Below are 26198 nucleotides of genomic sequence, written 5' to 3' on the forward strand. Positions count from 1 at the left end.
AAACACAATGAGGAGGAAGGTTGATGTCCAGCTACAGGATTGCGCTCAATTTCGAGGACGGCGTTACCCGTTTCATCGAATGCAAAGCCGGGGAGAAGGTCCTTGATGCGGCATTCCGCAACAAGATCAATCTGCCGATGGACTGTTCCGACGGCGTATGCGGCACCTGCAAATGCCAAGCGGAAAGCGGCGCCTATGATCTCGGCAGCGATTACATCGAAGATGCGCTGAGCGAGGATGAGGCCTCCGCCGGCAAGGTCCTGACCTGTCAGATGATCCCCTCCAGCGATTGCGTCCTGTCCGTGCCGACCTCATCCAGGGTCTGCAAGACCGGGCAGCAGAAATTTGCGGCGACGGTTTCCAGTGTCGAAGCGCACAACGACGCCGCGATCGTGCTGCATCTGGATGTCGATTCCACAATTCCGGCGCCTGATTTTTTGCCAGGACAATATGTCAACATCGACGTCCCCGGCAGCGGCCAGAGCCGGTCCTATTCCTTCAGCACCGCGCCCGGCGATCGGCGGATCGGTTTCCTGATCAAGAAAATCCCCGGCGGCGTCATGAGCGGCTGGCTGCAGACTGCTGCTGTCGGTCGCTCCTTGAACCTGACCGGGCCGTTGGGCAGCTTCTATTTGCGCAATGACGATCGACCGCTGCTTTTCCTGGCGGGCGGCACGGGCCTGGCCCCCTTCCTCTCGATGCTGGAAGTGCTGGCGCGGCATGGATCGCAACAGAAGATCCATCTGATCTATGGCGTGACCCGGGATCTCGATCTCGTTCTGGTCGATCAGATCGAGGCCTATGCGGCACGCTTGCCGAACCTGACTTTCTCCACCGTCGTCGCGGAGGAAAACTCCACCCATCCCCGTAAAGGCTGGGTGACGCAGCACATGCCGGAAGACATGTTGGCGACAGGGCCCTTCGACGCCTATCTCTGCGGCCCGCCCCCGATGGTGGACGCCGTTCGGCACTATTTCGACAGCCATCGCATCAAGCCGCAAAACTTCTTCTACGAGAAATTCACCCCGAACGTCGCGTTGAAGGAAAGCGCATGAGCAGGCGTGTCTTCAGCAAACGCTTTTCCGGCAAGGTGCTGGTCGTCACGGGCGCCGCGCAGGGCATCGGAAAGCAGGTAGCCCTACGGGCAGTTAAGGAGGGCGGAAGCGTTCTCTTCGTCGATCGCGCCGATTTCATCGCCGAAGTCGCGGCAGAGGCCAAAAGCGACAGGGCGGCTGCCTTCAGCGCTGATCTCGAAACCTATGCCGGCGCAGAGGCCGCCATGCGCTTTGCCGCAGATCGGTTCGGCGGCGTGGATATCCTGATCAACAATGTCGGAGGCGCCATCCGGATGCGCCCCTTCGCGGACTTCGAACCCGACCAGATCGATGCCGAAATCCGCCGCTCGCTCTCCCCCACGCTTTACTGCTGTCATGCAGTGTTGCCGCATCTGTTTGCGCGTGGCGGCGGGACGATCGTCAACGTGTCTTCAAACGCCACGCGCGGCATTCACCGAGTGCCCTATTCGGCAGCCAAGGGCGGCGTTAATGCGATCACGCAATCGCTCGCCATGGAGCTCGGCGAACGCAACATCCGCGTCGTCGCCACAGCGCCCGGTGGGACCGATGCCCCGCCCCGCAGGATCCCGCGCAATGCGGCAGGCGACACGCCGCAGGAAAAGAGCTGGATGCGGGACGTGGTGGAGCAGGTCAAGCAGTCCAGTTTCATGAAGCGCTACGCCACGATCGAGGAACAGGTGGCCCCCATTCTCTTCCTGGCATCGGACGAAGCGTCCTACATCACGGGCAGCATCGTCCCGGTCGCGGGAGGCGACCTGGGCTAGGGAAGACGCTGAAATTGACGGCATGAGTGTCCTTCGGCCGCGTCGGTGCGCTGCCGGAACGGCAGTTGACGCGCAAAAGGGAGGATTTCAATGCGCACAATCGATGTGAACGACGCGATCGACAATCATGGTTTCGGTCGCTTTCAATGGATGGTCGTGGCGCTCTGCGCCTTGCTTCTGATCGTGGACGGATACGATGTCTTCGTTGCAGGCGCCGTTCTTCCGACTCTGATCGCCGAATGGGGCCTCAGCAAACCGCAGGCCGGGGCGCTCCAGGCCTGGGCTCTGTTCGGGATGATGTTCGGCGCGCTGAGTCTCGGCCAACTCGCCGACAAAATCGGTCGGAAGAAGGGCATCATCATCAGTTTTGCAATATTCACCTCCGCGACGCTTCTGACGGGCTTCGCCTCGACGCCGGACCAGTTCAAGGTCTTCCGGTTTCTGGCGGGCCTGGGTTGCGGCGGTCTGATGCCCAACGCCGTGGCGCTAATGAACGAATATGCGCCGAAGCGCCTGCGCGGCACGATGGTGGCCCTGATGTTCTCCGGCTACTCCGTCGGAGGCATGGTTGCCGCCGGTCTCGGCATCGCGATCATTCCGCAGTTCGGCTGGCAGCCGATGTTCTTCGTCGCCGCAATACCGCTCATTCTGCTGCCAGTCATGATCTGGCGACTGCCGGAATCGCTCGGCTTCCTGATCCGCCAGGGAGAACAGGCGAAGGCAAAGCGGATCTTCGCCGAGCTTGCCACATCCAGCGGGCTGCGGGAGGAGGACAAGCTCGTTTTCTCGGAGACCAAGGGCGCTTCGGCATCGGTTCTGGAGCTATTCCGCCATGATCGCACCCTGCGGACACTGATGCTCTGGGTCTCCTTCTTCTGCTGCCTGCTGCTGGTCTATCTGCTGTCGTCCTGGCTGCCGAAGGTTCTCCAGGAAGCCGGCTACGCCGAAAAGGCAAGCCTGCTCAGCCTGTTCTCTCTCAACTTCGGCGGCATGGCGGGCGCCATCGCCGGCGGTCGCCTGGGCGACCGGTTCGGACTGCCAAAAGTGGTGGTCTTCTTCTTCGCAGGCGCTTCCATCTCCATCGCGTTGATCGGCTATAATCCGCCGTCGCTCATCCTGTTCGGGCTGGTCTTCGTTGCAGGCGCGACCACCATCGGCACGCAGATCCTGCTCTATGCAAGCGTCGCACAGCTCTACAACCTGTCCACCCGGTCGACCGGGCTTGGCTGGGCGTCGGGTGTCGGCCGCATCGGTGCAATCGTCGGACCGACTCTGGGCGGCGTCCTGCTTGCCCAGCAACTGCCCTTGCAACAGAACTTCCTGATCTTCGCGGTTCCGGCCGTGATCTCGACCCTCGCCATGCTGGTGTTCGCCGTCAGCAACGCGCGGCGGGCGAACACAGGGCAACTGGCCGCCGCATGACTTGGAAAGGAGCGTCTTACACCAGCAAGACGCTCCCTTCTTGAACTGAAACTCGGCCTGCTCGTAAAGCGGTCGCCGCAAGGCGTCCGCAGCGGGCGGCGGCAACGTCAAACAAAAGATCGAGTGATGGACGTAATAGACCTCCCGAGCCACAGTCTGCATTACCGGATCGATGGAGATGAGACGGACAAGCCCTGGCTCACCTTCTGCAACTCCCTTGGAACGGATCTGCATATGTGGGATCAGCAGGTGGAAGAGCTTTCCACGAGCCATCGCATCCTGCGATATGATCGACGCGGGCACGGGCTCTCGAGCACCCCTGCCCCACCGTATGATCTCGGTGATCTCGGTCGCGACGTGCTGGCTCTTCTGGATCGACTGCAGATCGAGAGGACCGATTTCTGCGGTCTTTCCATCGGCGGGCTGACCGGGCAATGGCTCAGCGTCAACGCCGGCGAGCGCATCGACAGACTGGTGATCTCGGCGAGCGCCGCCAGGATCGGCACGAGCGAAAGCTGGCTCGCCAGAGCCGATGCGGTGCAACGCAATGGTCTTGGCGCGTTGAGAGACGCCACGGCGGATCGATGGTTTTCTCCACATTTCCAGAGGGCTGAAGCGGAGACCGTGGGAACGGTGCTCGACATGCTGACCGCCACATCCGTCGATGGCTATCTCGGATGCTGCGCGGCTCTGGCGCGCGCGGATCTGCGCGAAGAATTGCAGCGGATCGACAACCCGGTTCTCGCCATTTCTGGCGCAGGTGACGCCGTCTGCACGCCGGCCGATCTCGAGTTCATCGCATCGTCTGTTCGTAATGGCAGGCATGTCACGCTGCCTGGCCGCCACATTGTGAATGTGGAATCTGCCGAGGAATTCAACCTCTATCTTCTGAAGTTCCTTAACAGCCAGTAGGGCGCCAGCGCCAAGACCTTGCCGGGAGGCTACGGGATCGAGATGGAGACGCCATTCGCGAAGCATGTTTGACCTCTGAGGGGACGCGCCTAAGCTGCCGGCGAGAATCTCTGCCGGCGAGAGTGGTGGCTATTTTTGCCAGTGGCGCATCAGCGTCTCGGCAATGGCGTTTTGAATCGTCTGTTCGCACCACGACCTTGCGAGCACGAAAAAACAACCTGGCGCAGATCCGCGCGTGTCCCATGCAGACAATGCCGATGGCGGCATGGCCGAACTCCTTCATGCGCATGCTCTGCTTTGAAGAAAGCGCAAAACTCGACATCTCCATGACGCTCAGGCCAAGAACCTTCTGTCTGCACTGAGCCCTTGACCATCAGCCCGCGAGACCAGATATTGAATATGTTAAGTTCCTGCGACATGGAGGCGTCGCGGGCGGGCTTTTTCTGTTGGGAGGCGGAAATGGAGCTGTTGGATAGTCGGAGTCTCATGCCGGCGGATTGGAAAGTCCTGCCATATGATCAGTGGGCGGACGATCTGCAATCGATATGCGGAAGCTTCAATCCCCGTCCTCTGGACAAGGGCAAAACCGTGCGCGGCGCGGCGCGTGGAATTGATGTCTGCGGCATGCAGTTCGCGCATGTCTCGAACGATCTCGACCGTGTCCATCGCGACTGGGACGACATCAAGCGCGACAGCAGCGAACATCTGTTCCTGATCGTTCAACTCGAAGGCTCTTGCGGCGTCGATCACTTCGGCCACCACAACACGCTCGATGTCGGAGACTGCATTCTGGTGGACTCGACCAAACCGACCACCTTTCACTTCGGTGGCGTGTTCAGCAATCATCTTTCCATGCATCTGCCGCGACAGATCATGTATTCCGAGAAGCGCACGAATTTCGACGTCGCCCGCAAGCTGCAGGGTTTCGATCCCATGGCCATCATGTTGCGCGCGCTGATCGCCAAGATCATGTCGACGCCGGAAAACGATGCGAACTCGGCCCAACTCAAGGACCTGATCTTCAGCGCCACGCGGCAGGCATTCGTCTCGGACGCCGAAACTCTGCCCCACCTTATCAACGAGAGCGCCGGCCGTCGGCTGCAGATGGTCGATATCCTGATCGATCGCCATCTGACCGACGCCAATCTCTCGGCCAAATGGCTTGCGACACGCATCGGCGTCTCGATCCGCACGCTGCAACAGGACTTTCAGGGGCTCGGGGTCACCTGCACCACGATCATCCGGGACAAGCGCCTCAAGCTGGCGAAACAGAAAATCGAACAGATCAAGGATCACCGCGGCAACGCAACAATCGCGGATGTGGCCTATTCCGCCGGCTTCAACGATATTTCCTACTTCAACCGCAGCTTCAAGGAACTGTTTCACTGCGCGCCGACCGACTGCCTCAAACAGGGTTCGGACAAGTCGAGCTGACAGGGATTTTTGTGCGTTGCACCTGCGTTTTTCTCCAAGACGGCGCGCGCAATCTTCCAAGACAGATCCAGCGTCAAATCCGATAGTCCTCCCGTAAGGTCAGCGTCGCCGCCGAAGCGACGCTCGGGAGGATAAAGAGATGGACTACAGTCTGATCATCGGCGGCGAAAGCGTGCCGACGGAAAACCATGCGCCCATTCGCAATCCGGCAAATGGCGACATTGTCGGGATGATGCCGCTGGCGACGCCGGAGCAGCTTGACCAAGCTGTCGATGCCGCCGCCGCCGCTTTCAGGAGCTGGAGCCAGACATCGGAAGAGGAGCGCATCGCGGCCTGCCGCGCAATGGCCGATGCGATCAACGCGCACGCCGAGCAGCTGGCCCACTTGCTGACCCTCGAACAGGGCAAACCGATGAACGGTTTGGGTTCGCGGTTCGAAATCGGCGGCGCGGTGGCCTGGACGCGCCATACGGCGGAACTGCAGCTCCCTGTGGAGATCCTTCAGGACGACAATCAAGGCCGCGTCGAGCTCCATCGCAAACCGATCGGCGTCGTCGGTTCGATCACGCCGTGGAACTGGCCGGTGATGATCGCCTGCTGGCATATCGCGCCGGCGATCCGCGCCGGCAACACGGTGGTGATCAAGCCGTCGCCGATGACGCCGTTATCCACCATCCGGCTCGTCGAGATCATCAACACCGTTCTGCCGCCGGGCGTGGTCAATGTCGTTACGGGCGACAACGGGATCGGCGCGAAGCTTTCCGCGCACCCGACGGTGGCGAAGATGACCTTCACCGGCTCCACCGAGACCGGCAAGAAAATCATGGCGTCGGCTGTCGAGACCCTGAAAAGGCTGACGCTGGAACTCGGCGGCAACGATGCCGGCATCGTCCTCCCCGATGTCGATCCCAAAGGGATCGCCGAGGGTCTCTTCTGGGGGGCCTTCATCAACAACGGCCAGACCTGCGCCGCGTTGAAGCGGCTCTATGTTCACGACAGCATCTATGACGACGTCTGCCAGGCGCTGGCGGCCTATGCCGTCAACATCCCCGTCGGCGACGGAATGGAGGAATCGAGCATTCTCGGGCCCGTTCAGAACGAGATGCAGTTCAACAAGGTCCGCGAACTCGTCGACGACGCCCGCGCCAATGGAGGCCGCATCCTGACCGGCGGTCAACCGATGGATCGCGCCGGCTATTTCTATCCGATCACGCTGGTGGCCGATGTGTCGGACGGGATGCGCCTTGTCGACGAGGAGCAGTTCGGCCCTGCCCTGCCGATCATCCGCTATACCGATATCGACGAGGTGATCGAGCGCGCCAACCGCAATCCGGCGGGCCTCGGCGGCTCGGTGTGGTCGTCCGATCCCGATCTGGCGCGCCGCTACGCGCTCAAACTGGAATGTGGTTCGGTGTGGATCAACAAGCATGGAGCCATCCAGCCCAATGCGCCGTTCGGCGGCGTCAAGAATTCGGGCATCGGCGTGGAGTTCGGCGCCGAAGGCCTCAAGGAATTCACCACCATCCAGACCGTGCTGAGCTGACCATGGAAACCTTCGACTTCATCATCATCGGCGGCGGTTCCTCCGGCTGCGTTCTGGCCAACCGCCTGTCAGAAAATCCGGCTCACTCGGTGCTGCTGATCGAATCCGGTCGCGCCGACAAGGACCCGTTCATCCATATCCCCGCGACTTTCTTCAGGGTTCTGCAAAAAGGCGTCGACATTCATCCCTATATGTCGGAGCCGGAAAAGGGCCTCAACGGCAGACCCTCGATCGTGCCGCAGGGCAATGTTCTCGGCGGCGGCAGTTCCGTCAATGCGATGATCTATATCCGTGGTCATCGCAACGATTACGACACCTGGTCGCAGATGGGCTGCAAGGGCTGGTCCTATGAGGATGTGCTGCCCGCCTTTCGTTCGCTCGAGAACAATCAGCGGATTTCCGACCGCTACCACGGGCGCTCCGGAACCCTTTCGGTTTCCGATCCTCGTCATCGCCACCCCCTCAACGAGGCCTTTGTGAAGGCGGCCACGGAGGCTGGAATTCCGTTCAACGCCGATTTCAACGGCGCGGTTCAGGACGGCGTCGGCTTCTACCAGAGCACCACGCGCAACGGCCGTCGCTGGTCGTCCGCTCAGGCATTTTTGCGGGAGGCCGAAAAGCGGTCCAACCTCAAGATCATGACCGAGACGAAAGTCGGCCGCATTCTGTTCACCGGCAAACGCGCGACCGGCGTGGAATTGCTCGACGGTCGCAAGATCGGCGCGTCGAGAGAAATCGTGCTCGCGGCAGGAGCGATCGCCACCCCGAAAATCCTGCAATTGTCAGGGATCGGCGACGCTGAACATCTGGACGGCTTCGGCATTCCCGTCGTCGCGGACCTACCGGGCGTCGGCGCAAATTTCCAGGATCACCTGGAAGTGCCCGTCCAGGGCGAGACGCGCGATCCCATTTCCATCCTGGGCGAGGACAAGGGCTTGCGCGCCGCCCTCCACATGATCCGCTATATCATGACGCATCGGGGCCTTCTCAGCTCGAATGTCGTGGAAAGCGGCGGCTTCGTCGATACCGCCGGCACTGGGCAACCCGACATCCAGTTCCATGTCCTGCCGGTGCTCGTTGGTTTCGCAGATCGCGAACCTGAGCCGGGCCATGGGTTGTCGGTCGGACCCTGCTTCCTGAGACCGCGCTCGCGCGGCACGGTGAAATTGAGATCCGCCGATCCTCGCGACGGCGCGCTTTTCAACGCCAACTCGCTGTCTGATCCGCAGGATGTCGAAACACTAGTGCGCGGCGTCGAATTGGCCATTCGAATACTGGAAGCGCCGTCTTTGGCTCGGCTCGTCAAGCGCCGGGTGTTGCCCAAACCCGGCGTCGAGAAAGATCCGGAGGCGCTGAGAAGTTACATCCGCCAAACGGCCAAGACCGTGTTCCACCCATCCGGCACCGCCAAGATGGGACGGGCCGACGACCGTATGGCCGTGGTCGGACCGGATCTGAAAGTCCATGGCGTCGACGGGCTGCGCGTGAGCGACGCCTCGGTCATGCCGACACTGGTGTCCGGCAACACCAATGCGCCCGCAATGATGATCGCGGCCCGAGCGGCGTCCTTCATCACCGGCAAGTCCATCCCGGCGTGATCGTCTCGCCGAGACCGACCGGCTGATTGGAGGCGGCCGGTCGCCCATCACAGGGCGACAGATAACAAATGGAGGAGAACCACATGAAAAGAACAACCTATCTGCTCGCCGCTTCCGCGGCGATTGTCCTGGCCGGCGGCGCAAGCGCGATGGCCGCCCCGAGTTGCGGTCTCAACAACGGCAAGAAGGCCGAGGGCGCGCCGATCCAGGTCGGCGCCGTCGTGGGCCAAACCGGGCCGGACGATTTCTCGTCATCCGCAAAAGCCGCCCAGGCCTATTTCGACTGCGTCAACGCCAATGGCGGCGTCAATGGCCGCCCGATCGACTATCTGGTCGAAGATGACCAATGGAACCCAGAGGTCGCGGGACAGGTTGCCGCCAAACTCGTCAAGGACAAGAACGTGGTCGCCCTCGTCGGCAGCGCGTCTTTCGTGGAAATGGGCGTCAACGCCAAGCTCTATGAAGATGAAAACGTGATGTCCATGGCGTCCGGTTGCGCGGTCGCGGAATGCTTTGAATCGAAGAACATCGTGTCGACCAACCAGGGACCGCTGCCATCGAGCATCGGCGCGGCGCAATGGGCGGTCGCCAATCTCGAGTCCAAGAATGTCGTCTGCATTGGCCTGACCATTCCCACCGTCGGGCGCTATTCCTGCGGCTGGACCGAAAAATACATGCAGTCCAAGAACCTGACCGGTTCGAGCGTGCTGATCGATCCCGGCGCGGCCGACATGAATTCCGCCTATCTCGAGGCCGTCGCGTCCGGAGCCGACACCATACTGGTCAATCTGCCTGCGGGCATGGCTGCCGCCTTCCTGCAGGTGGTGATGGAATCTGGGACGCAGGATCAATACAAATGGATTTCGTCGACCCCGCTTTACGACAAGGATGTGCCGGCTCTGCTCGGCGACGCCTGGTCGGGAAAGATGTACATCAACGCCGAACTCACGCCGATCGACGGCACGGGGCCTGATGCGACCAACTGGCGCGAGATCATGGACAAATACGGCCAAGCGAGCGATCCGCGCGACACGTTCAGCCAGTCCGGCTACCTATCGGCCCGTTTCTTCGTCGACGCCATGCTGAAACTCGACCCGGCCAAGATCGATCGAAATTCCGTCACCGAAGCGATCCGCGCCATCAAGAACGAGAAATCCGATCTTCTCTGCGGCCCCTACTATGTGGGCCCCGGCGATCGCCACATGCCGAACCACGCAAACGTGATGATGCAGATGATCGACGGCGGTTTCAAGCAGGTGGGCGGCTGCACTGATGTCGACAGCGCCTATCTCGATCCGATCCGCGCCCAGGAAAAAGAGCTCGGAATTTCCAGCAACTGATGAACGGATGAAGCGATGGGCGCCTATGGCCTCTTCCTGGTGTCCGGCCTTGCCGTGGGCGCACTCTACGCCCTCGGCGGGGTCGGGCTCGTGCTGCTCAATCGGGCGACCGGCGTCTTGAACTTCGCCTATGGCGCGATTGGCGGCCTCGGCGCCATGTGCGCCTGGCAGATCCTGCAATGGGGTTATCCGGAGCCCTTGGCCTGGGTCGCCTGCCTTGCGGTCGGCGTCTTTCTGTCGGCCGGCTACGGCGCGCTGGTGGCGCCGGGGCTCGCCCATCGCGAGCCGGTCGTCAAGGCCATCGCGACCCTCGGCTTCGGCATCGCCATTCTCGGCGTGATGAACCTGCTCTGGGTGGTCAATCCGCGCAAGCTGACGCTCGCTCTCGACGGCGTGGCGATCAATTTCCTCGGACTGAGAATGACCGGCACGCGCCTTCTGGCTCTGGTCGCCGGCATTGTCATGACGGCCGGCATGGGATTGTTCCTCGCCCGCACGCGGCTCGGACTGATGATGCGGGTGCTTGCCGATGATCGCCAGCAGGCGGCCGTGCTTGGTACGCCGATCCGCAAGGTCGAGACCATCGCCTGGGGCTTTTCCGGCCTGATGGCGGGGATTACGGGCATGCTGTTCGGCGATCTCGTGCGGCTTGACCCGGCGGTCCTGACCTTCATCGTCATCCCCATCATCGCCACGACCGTCGTCGGCCGGCTGACCTCCATCCGCACGACATTTTTCGCCGGGCTCGCGATCGGCGTGATCGAAAGCTTTTTGACGCTTTACAAGCCGCTCGCCCCGTTCCGCATCGCCTCGCCGTTCATCGTGGCCATTCTGGCGCTGTTGTGGCTGCAGCGCGGCCGCAGGCTGACATTCGCAGGAGCCGACTGATGCAGACAGCCCGATCCCTACCCACATCCGACGTCGCCTCGACCATCGGGAAGCGGGACCGTAAGCCCCTGCCCCGCGCCTGGGCGCCGCTTGGGTTGATTTTCGCCGCTTTCCTGCTCCCATCCGTTGCCGGCGCCCTGTGGCTCAAGGTGATGACGTCGGTGGTGATCTACACGCTCACCGCAGCCAGCATCGGTCTTCTCTACCGCAAGCTCGGCCAGGTGTCGCTGGCCCAGGTCGCCTTCATGGGATGCGGCGGTTGGGTCGCCCTTCGCCTCGCTTATGGCGTCGGTCTTCCGTTCGAGCTGAACATCTTTGTCGGGGGGCTGTTTGCTGCGCTGACGGGCATGATCTTCGCCTATCCCGCTCTCAAGATGCGCGGGCTCTATCTTGCGCTCGTCACCTTGATGGCGGCCGGCGGCTTCGGAATTCTCATCAATGTGCTGCAATTTCCGAATGGCGGGCCGGGATTTCTGGGTTTCGCTGTCAAATCCGTGTCCTACATGCCCCGACCATGGGTCGCCCAAACCGACGCAGCCTATTTTCGGTATTGCGTGATCGTCGTCGCTCTCGGTTTCGGCCTGATCTATCTGCATGAACATTCGAGGCCGGGGCGAGCCTGGTCGCTGATCCGGCGCAGCGAAGCGGTCGCCATGTCCGCTGGCGTCAATGTGACCGCCTACAAGATCTGGGGCTTCGGCTTGTCGGGTTTTCTGGCCGGCGTCGCCGGCGGTCTGCTCGCCGGCAATCTCCAGCTTCTCGACGCCCGTTCCTTTCCGCCGGCGGAATCCGTCATGATTTTCGCCCTGACGGTGGTCGGAGGAGCATGGCATTGGTACGGGGCCGTGATCGCCGCGCTGCTTTATCGGTTCATGCCCGCTTTGCTCAACGATCTCGGCGTCAACGGCGACGCCGCCTATATCATTTTCGGCGCGGCGCTCATTCACGCGCTGATCACCGCACCGCAGGGCATCGCCGGTCAGATCGCTGGGCTTTCGACGCGCTGGACAAAGGGATGGGGAGCTTCGAGATGATTTCCATTCGCGATATCACGGTGAGTTTCGGCGGCGTTCGAGCGCTCAACCGGGTCACAGTGGAGCTCAACGATCCGGTTGTCGGGATCATCGGCCCCAACGGGGCCGGCAAGACCACCTTTCTCAATGTCCTCTCGGGTTTCATCACGCCCGCCAGCGGGTCCATCAGGGCCTTCGACACCGAGATCCTGCCGATGTCGCCGCACCGACGCAGCCGATGGGGCCTCCGTCGGTCCTTCCAGAAGGAGCAGGTCGTCGACGAGCTGACGGTTGAGAACAATGTCGCCGTCATGCTCGACAGCCTCGGCCTGTCCGCAGCCGAGCGCGAGCGTCAGTTGGCCGGCGCGCTCGACTTCTGTGGCCTTGCATCCATTCGCAAGGCCCGCGCGAGCGGTCTCAACGCGTTCGAGCGGCGCATGACGGAAATTGCGCGCTGCGTGACGGGTCGGCCGAAAGTGTTGATGCTGGATGAACCGGGAGCGGGATTGAGTCAGATCGAAGTCGACAGGCTTCGCCAGATCATCCTCGACATCCACGCGTATAACGGCGCCGTGACCTTGCTGATCGACCATGACGTCGATCTGATCCAAGCCGTGTGCCAATCCACCATGGTGCTGGATTTCGGATCGCTGGTGACGTCTGGTCCGACCCGGGACGTCCTCAATGATCCCCGCGTGCGCGCTGTCTATCTCGGCGCCGAGGAGGTGGCATGAGCCGCATAGCCATACACAATCTAAATGTCAGGCGAGGCAACAAACGGGCGGTCGATGATTTCTCGCTCACCTTGCAGAGCGGCCGCATCACCGCTCTCCTCGGTCCCAACGGAGCGGGCAAGAGCACGCTGGTCCTGGCGCTGGCGGGCGTATTGCCGATCGAAAGCGGCGCTATCGACATTGATGGCAGATCGATGGCGGGCCAGCCGCCGGAGACGATCCGCGCCGCCGGCCTCGCCGCGGTTCCCGAGGGCCATCGCGTGCTTTCCGGTCTCAGCGTTCTCGACAATCTCAGGGCCGCCGGCTTCGTGCACAGCCGTATCGACGCCGAGAGCGCGGTCGAGGACGTGTTCGACATTTTCCCGGAACTGGCCGAGCGCAAGGCTCAGTTGGCCGGATCGATGTCGGGCGGCCAGCAGCAGATGTTGGCGCTCGGCCAGGCCCTCGTCGCCCGGCCAAAATTCATTCTGGCGGACGAAATGTCACTCGGCCTGTCGCCTCTGATCGTCAAGCGGCTCATGGGCGTCCTCGTCAGACTGGCCGAAGGCGGCGCCGGCGTTCTCTTGATCGAACAGTTCACCCATATCGCATTGAAGGTCGCAAGCGAAGCCAGCGTCATGTCGCGGGGCAAAATCACCTTTCTCGGCCCGCCAGAGACATTGATCAACGAACCCGAGATCCTGCATCGCGCCTATCTGGCCCAATAGACACGAAGAGCCAGATTTTTCAACGAGAGGCGGCGCCGCTGTGATCGGCGCGCCACTCGCTCGGTGACATGCCGGCCTTCAACTTGAAAAAGCGTGAAAAATAGGCCGCATCCTTGAAGCCGATTTCATAGGCGATGTCTTCGAGCGGTCGGATCGTGAATTGAAGCAGGCGTTTTGCTTCGAGAAGGCGTCGTTCGTTGATGAAGGCCTTCACGCTCTTGCCGAAACTCTGTTCGCAGGCGCGGCCCAGGAGATGCGGCGTTGTCCCGAGCGTGGAAACATATCGGTCGACCGGCCAGTTGTCGCGAAAATGGAGATCGACCAGACGCCGAAATTCAGAGGCAAGCAATCCGCTTTCGGAAGGGCCATCAACAGTCTGGTCAGGTCGGAGCCGGGCGATTTCCGTCAAGGCCACCGCCGTGAGCGCAAGCAGGATCTGGTCCGCCCCCGGCCTGTTGTCGCGATACTCGGACGCAATCTGATCCATGACCTGTGAAAGCCGCCGCCAACCCTCGTCGTCGCTTCGATCGGTGATGAGCAGGGGCGCATCAAGGGGCAGGATCGTCTGGCGTCTCATCGGAACGAGAGCGCTATCGGCGATGGACAGAACGATGGCGTCGCTGGTCGCCGGCTCCACGCTGAAGCCGTGGACCACGCCGCTCGGGACGAAACTGACCGTCGGCGCCAAAAAATCCAACCGCCGATCCTCGATGAAATAGGCGCCGTGCCCACTCGTCCAGAAGGTGATCTGCGCCATTCGCGCATGACGATGCGCCGAAACCTCCCCAAGATGGACATTTCTTCGCGCCATCACCGTCTCGACATGCAGAAAACCGACATCGAGCGGACGGTCAGGTTCCCCATAGACAAAAAAGGATGGAACGGCTTCGGTCATCGCAACGCCGGAAAAAGTGCAAGTGATTTTGCCATTCTGTGCATGGAGAGAGGGGAGCGCAAGCACTAAAATCTTGATCAACGTCAAAGGAGGAGTTCCATGAATATTCAGACCCGTCGACCAGGTATGTTGCCCGAGGATTACCGAGCGGAGACCACGCGCCCCTTCACCGGCGAGGAATATCTCGCCTCCCTGCGGGACGGCCGAGAGGTCTATGTCAATGGCGAACGGGTCGCCGACGTGACGTCGCACCCTTCCATGCGCAATTCCGCCCGCTCCATCGCCCGCATGTATGACGCGCTCCATGCCGAAAAAACCAAGGCGAGACTGACGTCTCCGACCGACACCGGCAATGGCGGTTACACCCACAAATATTTCCGTGTCGCGAAATCGTCGGAGGAACTGGTCGCCCAGCAGGGGGCCATCGCCGATTGGGCGCGGATGTCCTATGGCTGGATGGGCCGGACCGCCGACTACAAGGCGGCGTTGATGAACACGCTCGGCGCCAATGCCGACTGGTACGGCCAGTTCAAGGACAATGCGCTCGCCTGGCACAAACGGGCGCAGGAATCGGTTCTGTTCATGAACCACGCGATCGTCAATCCGCCGATCGATCGCCACAAGCCGGCAGACGCCGTCAAGGATGTCTTCGTTCACATCACCAAGGAAACCGACGCTGGCATCTATGTCTCAGGCGCGAAGGTCGTCGCCACATCCTCGGCGCTGACGCATTACAATTTTCTCGCCCAGAGTTCGGCAACCGTTACGGAAGATCCGTCGCTCTCGGTCATGTTCATCGTGCCGATGAATGCGCCGGGCATCAAGATGTTTTGCCGCGTCTCCTACGAGCAGACCGCGAACACCGTCGGCACGCCTTTCGACTATCCGCTGTCTTCGCGCTTTGACGAGAATGACGCCATTCTCGTTCTCGACAATGTGTTCATCCCCTGGGAAGACGTGCTGGTTCTGCGCGACGCCGCCAAGATCCTCTCCTTCCATCCGGCGTCGGGGTTCATGCACGGTTATTGCTTCCAGGGCTGCACGCGTCTGGCCGTGAAGCTGGACTTCATCGCCGGCCTGCTGGCCAAGGCGTTGCGCGCCACCGGCGGCGATGCCTTCCGAGGCAATCAGGCGATGCTGGGCGAGGTCATCGCGATCCGGCACCAGTTCTGGACCTTCTCCAACGCCATGGCGCACAATCCGATCCCCTGGGCGAACGGCGCTGTCCTTCCCAATCTCGAAGCTGCGTTGTGCTATCGCACCTTCATGTCGGAGGCCTATCCGAAGGTCATCGACATCGTCCGCCGCACGGTCGCCTCTGGGCTGATCTACCTGCCCTCCTCGGCCAAGGATTTCGCCAATCCAGAGATCGACCGCTATCTGGCGCAATATGTGCGCGGCTCCGACAACATGGGCCATATCGAGCGCATCAAGATCATGAAGCTCCTCTGGGACGCGACCGGCACAGAATTCGGCGGCCGCCACGCGCTCTATGAACTTAACTATGCCGGCGCGCCGGAAGAAGTCCGTCTTCAGGTGCTGAAGGGCGCCGAACGCGGCGGACGTCTTCGTGAAATGGAAGCCCTGGTGGACGCCTGCATGGCCGACTACGACGAAAACGGCTGGACCGGCGACACCTGGCTCAACCCTCTCACCCAGGGATGAGGAGAAAGACCATGGAGGATACGGTTTCGAAAACCGACTTTCGCGACGCGATGTCCCGGGTCTGCGCCCCGGTCAACGTGATCACCACCAATGGTCCGGCGGGGCGCGGCGGCTTCACCGCCACCGCCATGTGCAGCGTCACCGACGAGCCGCCGACGCTGCTGGTCTGCATGAACGGCAAGTCGGCGCAATCCGGCCTCTTCCTGGAGAACCGCCGCTTTTGCGTCAATGTGCTCGCCAATGACCATCAGGAACTCGCCGGCTATTTCGCGGGCAAGCAGGCGGACATGTCCGCCCGCTACGCCGCCGCCCACTGGGTCGACATGCCCTCGGGCAGCCAGGCGCTCGCGGATGCGATGGTGTCGTTCGACTGCAGGCTGGTCGAGGCGAAACTGGTCGGAACGCACAATATCTTCATCGGTCAGGTCATCGGCATCCGGTCGCGACCCGACGGCGAGGCGTTGCTGTATTTCGATCGCAATTACGTGCGGGTGCCGTCGCAGGTCGGCAGCTTCGGCGGGTGACTATGAAAGCGCCCCGCCTCATGATCGAGGCGGGGCGCTCCTATCCAGAGAGAAATGCTCGTCCTTTGTTACGGCGTCACAGTTGTATCCAGGCCGTCTTCAGATCGATATATTTGTCGAATGCATGCAGTGACTTGTCATGACCATTGCCGGATTGCTTGACGCCTCCCAACGGCACGGAGTTATCGCTGCCTCCATAGGTGTTGACATGGACGACGCCGGCCTTGACGCCTCGCACCATCCGATGCGCGCGCGACAGGTTCGATGTCCAGACGGCTGACGCCAATCCGTAATCGGTGGCGTTGGCGATCCGCAGCGCTTCATCTTCGCCGTCGAAGGGGATGATCGAGAGGATGGGGCCGAACACTTCTTCCCGGGCAAGCGTCATCGATGGCGACAGGTCGAAAACGGTGGGCTGCATGAAGTAACCGCCGGTTTCCTCCAGAATCCGTTTGCCGCCTGTCCGTAAATGCGCCCCTTCGGCGAGCGCCTGCTCAGCATAGCCGAGATCCTTCATGAGTTGGGCTTTGCTCGAAATCGCCCCGGCTTCCGTCTTGAGATCGAGGGGGTCGCCGAGCTTCATCGATGCGGCGATGGCCGCAACCTTTTCGGCGAATTCCTCGTGAATGCTTTTCTCCACCAGCAGTCTTGATCCGGCGACGCAGACTTGCCCGGAATTGCGGAAAATTCCATAAGCAGAGACTTTCGCAGCCTGATCGAGATCCGGCGCATCGGCAAACACGATGTTGGGCGATTTACCGCCCAGTTCGAGATAGACGCGTTTGAGATTGGATCGGGCCGAATATTCGAGCAGCCGCCTGCCAACCGGACCGGAACCAGTGAAGGCGAGAACGTCGATATCCATATGCAGGCCCAGCGCCTCACCCGTCACCGCTCCCCGCCCCGTGACGACACTGAGAACGCCGTCGGGCAGGCCGGCCTCGGCGCAAAGAGCGGCGAGACGCAGGAGCGTCAACGACGCCCCTTCCGCCGGCTTGAGCACCACGGAATTTCCCGCCGCCAGCGCCGGAGCGATCTTCCAGGCCCCGATCATCATCGGAAAATTCCAGGGCACGATCGCCGCGACGACGCCGACCGGCTCGCGATGGATGAGGCCGAGGACATTGCTGGCGGTCGGGGCGATTTCACCGTAGATCTTGTCGATGGCTTCCGCATAATACCGGAAGGTGCCGGCGGCGCTTGCGGGCTCCGCCTTCAGCGCCATGCTGATCTCGGTGCCGTTGTCCCTCACGCCGAGCACGGCCAGTTCCAGCGCATGCGTGTCGATCAGATCGGCGATCTTGAGCAGCACTTTCTTGCGCTCCTGAGGAGACGCCTTGGACCAGCTTCCCTTGTCGAAAGACGCGCGCGCGGCCCGGACCGCGCGATCGACATCCCCCGGGGCGGCGTCTGCGAGCGTCGTCAACAGCCGGCCGTCGATCGGCGAAACGACATCGATGGTCTGGCCGCTCTCCGCCGGGATCCAGTGGCCGCCGATGAACAGCGACTGCGGCGCGACTTCCGCATTGCGGAGGGTGTCGATTTTGTCTTGCATGGCTCACTCCTCATTCAGACGGACGGCAGGCAGCGCGCCTGCCGTCATCTCGCCGCTCGGCGATCAGTTTTCCTGGCCCGCGCCCAGCCGGGCATAGGCGGCGGGATCGACGAACTTCAGTCGCGCTGCGGCGAGAAGTCCGATGACCGCGGCGATCACCACCAACCCGGGAAGAAGCACCGCGAGAGCGCCGCCGGCTCCTGCAATAGCGCCGAAATCCACGGAGATCTTGTAGACCAAACCGAGCAGGACCACGCCAGTGATCACCGGCAACGCCTTGGTGACGATTACATTGTTTTCGAGTTCCGGCTTGCGGATGAAGAACAACAGGATCGAGAAGGCGGTGAAAGCCATCAGCAGGATGATCGCCAGGGTCCCGACATTGGTCAGCCAGGAGAACAACGCCAACACGGGATCCTGGCCGGTCAGAGCGAAAAGCGCCACAACCAGAATAGCGATGATCGTCTGAATGACGGAGCCGACATGCGGGCTCTGAAACTTCGGATGCGTCACGCCCACGCTTCTCGGCAACAGCCCTTCTCGGCCGGCCACATAGATGTAGCGCGCCACGCCGTTGTGAAAAGCCAGCACGCCCGCAAACAGGCTGGTGACCAGAAGCACGCCCATGACAGATCCAATTCCATGGCCGACATAGCGATCCGCCAGGATAAACAGGAACGTGGTCGGATCCTGAAGGCTCTGCAACTCCGTCGTCAGCTTGTCGACTCCAGTCCCATTGACCATCAGCCAGGAGGTCAACATGTAAAACAGGCCGATGATCAGCACGGAGATATAGGTGGCGCGCGGCACGGTCCTTTGCGGCTCGCGGGCTTCTTCGCTGTAGATTGTCGTCGCCTCGAAGCCGATGAAAGCGGCGAAGCAGAACAGAATGCCGATGGCCGGCACGCCGCTCATGAAGGCCTCCGGCGTAAACGGAGCCATGGAAAGACCGCTATCCCCGCCGCTCAGCAGGATGGCGGCGTCGATGATCAGAACGACGAGATATTCGAGGATGACGAGGATCGTCAGCACCTTGGCCGAGAGATCGACGCGACGGTAGCCGAACACGGCCACGGCGGCGATGCCGATATAGGTCCAGACCCACCAAGGCAAATCCAGTCCCCAGCCGGCGAAAAGGCCGGAGGTTGCCGCGCCGAACAGGCCGAATACGCCGATCTGCATGGCGTTGTAGGCGAGGATGGCGATCATCGCCGCAGCGCCGCCCATGAGGCCGCCGAGGCCTTGCGCGGTATAGGCGTAGAAAGCGCCGGCGTTGCGGATGTGCCGGGCCATCGCGACATAGCCGATGGCGAACATGATCAGAATGACGGTGACCAGCAGGAAGGTCAGCGGAATGCCGACTCCGTTGCCGAGCAGCATGGCCAGGGGAACCCCGCCAGCGACCGCGGTCAATGGGGCGGCGGCGGAGACCACCAGGAATGTTACGGCGGCGACGCCGAGACTGTTTTTGCGCAGACGATTATCCGCGCTCGTTTGAATGGATGCATTGCTCATATCGCGAAAGCTCCCCTTTGGCGTTGCGATCTCGTCGGCGCTCCATGGCGTCGACCCTCCAGTTCCATCCCTGCGGCGTGTTTTTGTTGTCTTCTGCGCAAGGGCGTGAGATGGTTCATATATTGAACCATTGCTTCAAATATAGACTTGCAAAATGTCACATCACCTGTCAAGTTATTTCGCATGTTAAGTATCTCGACGCTCCTCGGGGCGTGCTTGACAGGTGTGAAACCACACGGTCCGGGCTTGGAAGGCACGGCAAACGAGGAAAAAATGGGAACGATCAGTAAAGCGCTGACATTGCTGGATACGCTGTCGCTCATGGATAGAGATGTCGGACTCACCGAGATTGCCGCCGCTTGCGGGCTGGACAAGGCCACGGCGCGCCGCTTCCTCGTCGAGTTGGAAAGGCACGGCTTTGTCGAGCAACTCGCCGAGAGCCGCAAATACCGCCTCGGCTCGGCGCCGGTTCGTCTCGGTCGCATTCGTGAAGCGCGCTTTCCATTCCTGAAGACCGCGATCCCCTTCGTCCGCCAACTGATGGAAGAGAGCGGCGAGACGGTTCATTTGTCGGAATTCTCAGGCGGTCGGCTTTCCACGGTGCATGTCGAGGATTCGACCAAGGCCCATCGCGTCTTCATCGCCGTCGGAACCCTGCTGCCGTTTCACGCCACAGCGTCCGGCCTCGCCTTCATCGCGGCCTGCCCCGACAAGGATGTCGAGAGAGCTGCAATTGGCCCGATGCCCGCCTTCACCGACCACACGACCACCGACGGCGCTGCATTTCGCCAGGCAGTCGTGCAGACGCGGATCGACGGATATTCCGTCAATCGTCAGGGCATGGAGGCAGGCGTCATCAGCGCCTCCGCCGCGATCGCCGCTCCGGGATCTCGTCCGATCGGCTGCATTACGGTCGCCGCGCCCCTGGTGCGCACCGACGTAGCCACGATCCGCAGGCACGGATTGTCCGCAGCCGCCGCGGCCTCGCGAATTTCAGAAGCATTTTTCGGCGTCGACCATAAGGAACAGGGGACGCCGCAACGAGGGAGAGGACCTGGATGAGCCAGAGGGAGCATAAACCCCGAATAGCGGTGATCGGCACAGGCGACACCAAAAGCGAAGAACTGATTTTCATGGCCGAAACGATCGCCAAAGCCGGCGGTCAGGCCCTGCTGATTGATGTCAGCGTGCTTGGGGATCCGCCCTACACGCCGGATTTTTCGAGGCGAGATGTCGCCGCCGCCGCCGGCGTCACGATCCAGGACATCATCGACAGCGGCGACGAAAACAGTTCGATGGCGCTCATGGCGAAGGGAGCGTGCAGTCTCGTCAGAGCGCTGTATGACGAAGGCCGGATCGAGGGAATGATCGCGCTCGGCGGCTCGATGGGGACCGATCTCGCGCTGGATGTCGCCTCCTCCCTTCCGCTCGGAATCCCGAAATTCGTCGTCTCCACCATCGCTTATTCGCATCTTCTGCCGCCGGAGCGGATCGCGCCGGATCTGATGATGATCCTGTGGGCCGGGGGTCTTTACGGACTGAATGGCATCTGCAGCTCGGTGCTCTCTCAAGCCTGCGGCGCGGTGGTGGGCGCCGCGCGTCACGGGACGCGGCCAAATGCCGATCGGCCGCTAATCGGCATGACGTCTCTCGGCTCATCCTGCCTCAAATATATGAAACATCTGAAGCCCGAACTCGAGCGACGCGGCTACGACGTGGCGGTCTTTCACGCCACCGGCATGGGCGGGCGCGCCTTCGAGGCGATCGCGGCCCAAAAGGGGTTTGCCGCCGTCTTCGACTTCTGCATTCAGGAAGTCTCGAACCACCACAATGGCACCGTCGTAACGTCGGGCCCCGACCGGATGGAAAACGCCGGTCGAGCCGGCATTCCACAGATCATCGCGCCGGGCGCGATCGACATGGTGGATTTCCAAGCCTGGGGACCCCGACTGGAGCGTTTCGCCGAACGCCCGTTCCATGCCCATAACAGGCTGATCGCGTCGATCACGACCGATCCCCAAGGCCGGCGAGAAATAGCCGGCGTCATCGGAGAGAAAATCCGAGCCTCGGCATCGCCTGTCGCGTTCATCCTGCCGCTCGGGGGCGTCCAGGAATGGGATCAGGAGGGCGAGCCGCTTCACGATCCCGAAGCGCTGGACGCCTTCATCGACGCCATGCGGCGGGCCATCCCAAGCAATGCCCGGTACGAGGAAATCGACGCTCACATCAACTCGGCGGAATTCGCCGCGAAGGCTCTGGAAATCCTGGACGCCTGGGCGTCGCAGGGACTGGTCGAAAAGGGACGCCCATGACGACGAATGACAGCAAAAAGGCTTTGATCCTGGATTTCGGAGGCGTCGTCACCCGGACGCTTTTCGAAACCCATGACGTGACCGAGCGCGCCCTCGGGCTCGCGCCGGGATCGCTGACCTGGCGTGGTCCATTCGACGTTTCGTCGGATCCGTTGTGGATGCGCATGCAGGCGCGCGAGATCACCGAACGAGACTATTGGACGACGCGGACCGCGGAGGTGGGGGCGCTCGTCGGCGAAACCTGGACCGACATGCAGACATTCGTGCAGCGGGCGCGTGGGGCGGAGCCGGAACTGGTGTTGCGACCGGAGGCGCGCGAGGCGATCCTGGCCGCCCGCGCTGCCGGAATGAAGCTCGCCATTCTCTCCAATGAACTCGATCTCTTCTACGGCGCGGAATTTCGCAAGCGCTTTCCCCTGATCGAGCTTTTCGACGTGATTGTCGATGCGACCTACACCCGGATCCTCAAGCCCGACCCTCGGGCCTACGAGCTCGTACTGGCCGAACTCGGCCTGGAGAGGCAGGACTGCGTGTTCGTCGACGATCAGTTGAAGAACATCGAGGGAGCGGTCGCCATCGGTTTGCCCCATGTGCATTTCGACGTCACCCACCCTGCCGAGAGTTATCGCCGCGCCCTTCAGATGCTCGGCCTGCAAACACAATCGACCAAGTGAGGACATCATGCGCGAGACCAATTTTCTGACCGAGAACAATGCCCGCCATCTCTGGCATCCGATGGCGCATCCCGCTGACATGCAGGCCAACCCGCCGCATATTGTTCAGGCCGCGAGCGGCGTCGAAGTCACCGATGTCGACGGCAAGACGCTGCTGGACGCCGTCGGCGGCCTCTGGAATGTCAATCTCGGCTATTCCTGCGAGCCGGTGAAGCAGGCGATCCGCGATCAGCTCGACGCCCTGCCCTATTATTCCGCCTTTCGCGGCACATCCACGGACAAGGCGATCGAATTGTCCTATGAACTGGCGGAATGGTTCGAGGAAGACGGGCTGACGCGCGCCTTCTTCACATCAGGCGGCTCGGATTCGGTGGAAACGGCCCTTCGTCTCGCCCGCCAATACCACAAGATTACCGGCCAGCCGGAACGGACCAAATTTGTGGCGCTGAAAAAGGGTTATCACGGCACCCATTTCGGCGGCGCGTCGGTGAATGGCAACGCCAATTTCCGCCGAAACTATGAACCCCTCTTGCCGGGTGTCTTCCATCTCGCTGCCCCCTATGCCTACCGAAATCCGTTCAACACCACCGATCCCGCCGAGATTGCCCAGGCGATCGCCCGTCAATTCGAAGACGAGATTGCATTTCAGGGCGCCGATACGATTGCGGCGTTGATCATGGAGCCGGTGCTGGGCTCCGGCGGCGTCATCGTCCCCCACGAAACCTTCATGCCGCTGATGCGCAGCATCTGCGATCGTCACGGCATTCTGTTAATCGCCGACGAGGTGATCACCGCCTTTGGTCGGACGGGAGCATGGACCGGCTCGCGCGGCTGGGGCGTCAAGCCGGACTTCATCTGCACCGCCAAAGCCATCACCAACGGCTATTTTCCCTTTGGCGCGGTGATGATCGCCGACAAAATCGCGAGCGCGTTCGAAAACTCGAAGGGCGCGATCGGTTCGATCGGCCATGGCTACACCTATTCCGGTCATCCGGTCGGCGCGGCGGCGGCGCTCGCCACGTTGAAGGAAACCAGCCGCCTGAATGTCGCCGCCAACGCCGCGGCTCGAGGGGCTGAACTCTTGGCTGGCCTTCAGGCCCTGATGGAGAAACACGAACTGGTCGGCGATGTCCGCGGCCGCGGCCTGATGTGCGCTTTGGAGCTCGTTTCCGACCGAAAAACGAAGGCGGGAGCCTCCAAGGACGTCGTTCAGAAGGTCTTCGACACAGCCTATCAGCACGGCGTGATGATCCGAACCTCCGGCTACAACGTGATCATCTCGCCGCCGCTCGTCATCACGGCGGGCGACGTGTCGCGGATCGTCTCGGCGCTGGACGCCGGCCTTGCCGCAGCGGAGGGCAAGTAACATGAGCGGCAACGCCACGCTTCTCGCCCGCCGCGAGCGTTTGCTCGGCAAAAACATGTCGACATTCTATCTCGACCCCGTGCATCTGGTGAAGGGTGAGGGCGTGTGGGTCTGGGACGCCGATGGCAGGCGCTATCTCGACTGCTACAACAATGTCCCGCATGTCGGCCATTGTCACCCGCATGTGGTCGACGCCATTTGCCGGCAGGCATCGACGCTCAACACACATACGCGGTATCTGCATGAAGGCATTCTCGATTATGTCGACAGGCTGACGGCGACCTTCGACAAAAGCCTGGACACCGCCATCCTGACCTGCACGGGATCGGAGGCGAACGACATCGCGCTGCGCATGGCGCATGCGGTGACAGGCAAAGCCGGTGTGATCGCCACCGATCACACATATCATGGCAACACCGCCGCCGTGTCGCAGCTTTCAACCCGCATGCCGCCGGTCGGCGGCTATGGCGGCCATGTCCGGCATGTCCCGGCGCCGGATGGGTATCGTCCCCTGGGCGGCGCGCCCGGCGAAGCCTTCACCAATGCCTGGGCGCAGGCGATCGAAGACGCGATCGCGTCCCTGCAGGCCTCTCCGCATGGATTCTCGGCGCTCATCATCGACCCGTTCTTCGCCAATGAGGGCTTCCCGGAATTGCCGGACGGCTTCCTGAAAAAGGTGGCCGACATCGTGCGGAAGGCCGGGGGATTGCTGATCTGTGACGAGGTTCAGCCCGGCTTCGGCCGCACCGGAACCCATATGTGGGGTCATCAGAGAGCCGGCGTCGTTCCGGATGTCGTCACGCTCGGCAAACCGATGGGCAACGGCCACCCAATCGGCGGCGTGGTGGCGGGAGCCGATACGCTGAACGCATTCCGCAAGGCGTTCCGCTATTTCAACACATTCGGAGGCAACCCGGTCTCCTGCGCCGCAGCGTCAGCGGTTCTCGACGTGCTGGCGGACGAAAAGCTGATGGAAAACGCCCGCGTCGTGGGTCAGTATGCGCGCGATGGGCTGGCGCGGCTGGCAGCCAAGCATGATCTCATCGGCAATGTGCGCGGCAGCGGACTGTTCTTCGGCGCGGAACTGGTGCTGGACCAATCGACGAAGGAACCCGCGACCAACCTCGCCACGACGGTCATCAACGAAATGCGCCAACGCGGCGTGTTGATGGGCAAGCTGGGCATTCACCAGAACGCCACCAAAATCCGTCCGCCGATGCCCTTCAGCCGTGACGATGCGGACCTGATGTTGCAGACGCTCGACGACGTGCTGGCAGGTCTCTGATCGTGAGTGCTTTGCTGGAAGACCTCCATGCCCGCGCCGTCGAGGCCATGGCCGCCTGGAGCCTGCCGGAACAGGCGCCGCGGCTTCTGAAACATCGCGAGAATGCGGTGTTCGAAGTTCGTCTCGCCAATGGCGCCAGGGCCGCGCTCCGGCTTCATCGGCCGGGATACCACGCCGAAGACGCGCTTCTGTCGGAATTGCAGTGGATGGAAGACCTGCGTCGCCATGGCCTCGCGACGCCGGAGCCTATCGCCGCCGCCGACGGACGGCTGCTGATCTCGCTCGATCAGGCCGGTCAGTTCGCGGACCTCATCGATTGGATGGATGGCGCGCCGTTGGGCGCAACAGGACGTCCGCTCGCCCACAACCGCGATGAACTCCAGCGGATCTTTTTCGCCGTCGGCGCCGAGATGGCGCGGATGCACGCGATTGCCGACCGATGGCGGTGGCCTGAAACATTTTCCCGTCTGTCGTGGGATTCCGACGGCCTGCTGGGCGAATGTCCCGTCTGGGGTCGCTTCTGGGATGCCGCGGGACTAGCGGACCCTGACCGACAGTTCCTCACCGATTTGCGCGGCGCCCTGCGCAAGCGGCTCGCAGAGATCGGTGACGGTCTCGACTTCGGGTTGGTTCATGCCGACCTCGTGCGCGAAAACATTTTTGTCGGTCCGTCCGGCGTCGCGTTCATCGACTTCGACGATTGCGGCTTCGGATGGCGGCTATTCGACATCGCAACGACCCTTCTGCGCAACCGCCAGGAACCGGACTATGCTTTGATCGAGGCGTCTCTCATCGAAGGCTATCGCAGTGAAAGAGCCCTCACCGACGCCGATCTCCGGCAGTTGCCGCTGTTTCTGCTGTTGCGCAGCCTGACTTACATAGGCTGGATCGGCGATCGCCCGGACCTGCCGGACGCCGAGGAACGACTGGCGCGCTACGTCGCGGATGCGCGGAAGCTGTCCGATGCATCATGATC

Annotated in this window: 24 protein-coding genes; 21 read left to right on the forward strand and 3 right to left on the reverse strand. The window is 61.8% G+C overall.

Annotated features, from left to right (window positions below; translation table 11 throughout):
* Positions 1–23: 23 nt before the first annotated feature.
* From benC to E8Q41_RS11280, 13 genes are all read left to right on the forward strand, one after another.
* Positions 24–1055 (forward strand): benzoate 1,2-dioxygenase electron transfer component BenC, encoded by a 1032-nt coding sequence (gene benC / locus E8Q41_RS11220; RefSeq protein WP_137155626.1) that lies wholly within the window; start codon positions 24–26, stop codon positions 1053–1055.
* Complete coding sequence (gene benD / locus E8Q41_RS11225; protein WP_137155627.1) at positions 1052–1840, forward strand: benzoate diol dehydrogenase BenD; 789 nt, start codon at positions 1052–1054, stop codon at positions 1838–1840. Before benC ends, benD begins: the two co-directional genes overlap by 4 nt.
* A 90-nt stretch (positions 1841–1930) precedes the next feature.
* A complete protein-coding gene (locus E8Q41_RS11230) occupies positions 1931–3262 on the forward strand; it encodes an MFS transporter (RefSeq protein ID WP_137155628.1) in 1332 nt (443 codons plus the stop codon).
* Between the two features lie 126 nt (positions 3263–3388).
* The gene (pcaD, locus tag E8Q41_RS11235; protein ID WP_137155629.1) at positions 3389–4174 is read left to right on the forward strand and encodes a 3-oxoadipate enol-lactonase; all 786 of its coding nucleotides are present in this window, start codon (positions 3389–3391) and stop codon (positions 4172–4174) included.
* 125 nt (positions 4175–4299) lie between these two features.
* Positions 4300–4536, forward strand: a complete 237-nt coding sequence (locus E8Q41_RS11240; protein WP_137155630.1) for a hypothetical protein — start codon at positions 4300–4302, stop codon at positions 4534–4536.
* A 97-nt stretch (positions 4537–4633) separates the two neighbouring features.
* Positions 4634–5608 carry a helix-turn-helix domain-containing protein gene (locus tag E8Q41_RS11245; RefSeq protein ID WP_137155631.1) on the forward strand — a complete coding sequence of 325 codons (975 nt, stop codon included), beginning with the start codon at positions 4634–4636 and terminating at the stop codon, positions 5606–5608.
* A 139-nt stretch (positions 5609–5747) separates the two neighbouring features.
* Complete coding sequence (locus E8Q41_RS11250; RefSeq protein ID WP_137155632.1) at positions 5748–7151, forward strand: aldehyde dehydrogenase family protein; 1404 nt, start codon at positions 5748–5750, stop codon at positions 7149–7151.
* A gap of 2 nt (positions 7152–7153) precedes the next feature.
* Entirely contained in the window at positions 7154–8749 is a 1596-nt protein-coding gene (locus E8Q41_RS11255) for a GMC family oxidoreductase N-terminal domain-containing protein (protein WP_137155633.1), read from the forward strand.
* An 83-nt stretch (positions 8750–8832) separates the two neighbouring features.
* Positions 8833–10089, forward strand: a complete 1257-nt coding sequence (locus E8Q41_RS11260; protein WP_170976448.1) for an ABC transporter substrate-binding protein — start codon at positions 8833–8835, stop codon at positions 10087–10089.
* Between the two features lie 15 nt (positions 10090–10104).
* Positions 10105–10977, forward strand: a complete 873-nt coding sequence (locus E8Q41_RS11265; RefSeq protein WP_137155635.1) for a branched-chain amino acid ABC transporter permease — start codon at positions 10105–10107, stop codon at positions 10975–10977.
* A complete protein-coding gene (locus tag E8Q41_RS11270) occupies positions 10977–12011 on the forward strand; it encodes a branched-chain amino acid ABC transporter permease (protein ID WP_137155636.1) in 1035 nt (344 codons plus the stop codon). The genes E8Q41_RS11265 and E8Q41_RS11270 overlap by 1 nt, the downstream gene beginning before the upstream one ends.
* Positions 12008–12724 (forward strand): ATP-binding cassette domain-containing protein, encoded by a 717-nt coding sequence (locus E8Q41_RS11275; protein WP_137155637.1) that lies wholly within the window; start codon positions 12008–12010, stop codon positions 12722–12724. Before E8Q41_RS11270 ends, E8Q41_RS11275 begins: the two co-directional genes overlap by 4 nt.
* Complete coding sequence (locus tag E8Q41_RS11280) at positions 12721–13431, forward strand: ABC transporter ATP-binding protein (RefSeq protein ID WP_137155638.1); 711 nt, start codon at positions 12721–12723, stop codon at positions 13429–13431. Before E8Q41_RS11275 ends, E8Q41_RS11280 begins: the two co-directional genes overlap by 4 nt.
* A 19-nt stretch (positions 13432–13450) precedes the next feature.
* Here the strand turns inward: E8Q41_RS11280 and E8Q41_RS11285 are convergent, their stop codons facing one another.
* Positions 13451–14326, reverse strand: coding sequence for a helix-turn-helix domain-containing protein (locus E8Q41_RS11285; RefSeq protein ID WP_137155639.1), 876 nt, complete (start codon positions 14324–14326; stop codon positions 13451–13453).
* A 126-nt stretch (positions 14327–14452) separates the two neighbouring features.
* On the opposite strand from E8Q41_RS11285, the gene E8Q41_RS11290 reads away from it, so the two are divergent.
* Together E8Q41_RS11290 and E8Q41_RS11295 are read left to right on the forward strand one after the other, a co-directional pair.
* Positions 14453–15991: a 4-hydroxyphenylacetate 3-hydroxylase N-terminal domain-containing protein gene (locus E8Q41_RS11290; protein WP_137155693.1), complete on the forward strand. Its 1539-nt coding sequence runs from the start codon at positions 14453–14455 to the stop codon at positions 15989–15991.
* An 11-nt stretch (positions 15992–16002) separates the two neighbouring features.
* Positions 16003–16515: a flavin reductase gene (locus tag E8Q41_RS11295; RefSeq protein ID WP_137155640.1), complete on the forward strand. Its 513-nt coding sequence runs from the start codon at positions 16003–16005 to the stop codon at positions 16513–16515.
* Positions 16516–16591: 76 nt separating this feature from the next.
* Here E8Q41_RS11295 and E8Q41_RS11300 read toward each other — a convergent pair whose 3' ends face one another.
* Together E8Q41_RS11300 and E8Q41_RS11305 are read right to left on the reverse strand one after the other, a co-directional pair.
* Positions 16592–18070 carry an aldehyde dehydrogenase gene (locus E8Q41_RS11300; RefSeq protein WP_137155641.1) on the reverse strand — a complete coding sequence of 493 codons (1479 nt, stop codon included), beginning with the start codon at positions 18068–18070 and terminating at the stop codon, positions 16592–16594.
* 63 nt (positions 18071–18133) lie between these two features.
* Complete coding sequence (locus tag E8Q41_RS11305; protein ID WP_137155642.1) at positions 18134–19585, reverse strand: APC family permease; 1452 nt, start codon at positions 19583–19585, stop codon at positions 18134–18136.
* A 273-nt stretch (positions 19586–19858) separates the two neighbouring features.
* Between E8Q41_RS11305 and E8Q41_RS11310 the strand changes: the two genes are divergently transcribed.
* The 6 genes from E8Q41_RS11310 to E8Q41_RS11335 are packed head-to-tail and all read left to right on the forward strand — an operon-like array spanning position 19859 to position 26196.
* The gene (locus E8Q41_RS11310; RefSeq protein WP_137155643.1) at positions 19859–20647 is read left to right on the forward strand and encodes an IclR family transcriptional regulator; all 789 of its coding nucleotides are present in this window, start codon (positions 19859–19861) and stop codon (positions 20645–20647) included.
* Complete coding sequence (locus E8Q41_RS11315; RefSeq protein ID WP_137155644.1) at positions 20644–21897, forward strand: Tm-1-like ATP-binding domain-containing protein; 1254 nt, start codon at positions 20644–20646, stop codon at positions 21895–21897. Before E8Q41_RS11310 ends, E8Q41_RS11315 begins: the two co-directional genes overlap by 4 nt.
* Positions 21894–22571 (forward strand): HAD-IA family hydrolase, encoded by a 678-nt coding sequence (locus E8Q41_RS11320; protein ID WP_137155645.1) that lies wholly within the window; start codon positions 21894–21896, stop codon positions 22569–22571. Before E8Q41_RS11315 ends, E8Q41_RS11320 begins: the two co-directional genes overlap by 4 nt.
* A gap of 7 nt (positions 22572–22578) precedes the next feature.
* Entirely contained in the window at positions 22579–23937 is a 1359-nt protein-coding gene (locus tag E8Q41_RS11325) for an aspartate aminotransferase family protein (RefSeq protein WP_137155646.1), read from the forward strand.
* A 1-nt stretch (position 23938) separates the two neighbouring features.
* Entirely contained in the window at positions 23939–25222 is a 1284-nt protein-coding gene (locus E8Q41_RS11330; RefSeq protein ID WP_137155647.1) for an aspartate aminotransferase family protein, read from the forward strand.
* A 2-nt stretch (positions 25223–25224) separates the two neighbouring features.
* Positions 25225–26196, forward strand: coding sequence for a phosphotransferase (locus E8Q41_RS11335; protein ID WP_170976449.1), 972 nt, complete (start codon positions 25225–25227; stop codon positions 26194–26196).
* The last annotated feature ends 2 nt before the right edge of the window (positions 26197–26198 follow it).

Origin of the sequence: Rhizobium sp. FKL33 (genome assembly GCF_005222915.1) — a bacterium.
Taxonomy (GTDB): domain Bacteria; phylum Pseudomonadota; class Alphaproteobacteria; order Rhizobiales; family Rhizobiaceae; genus Rhizobium_E.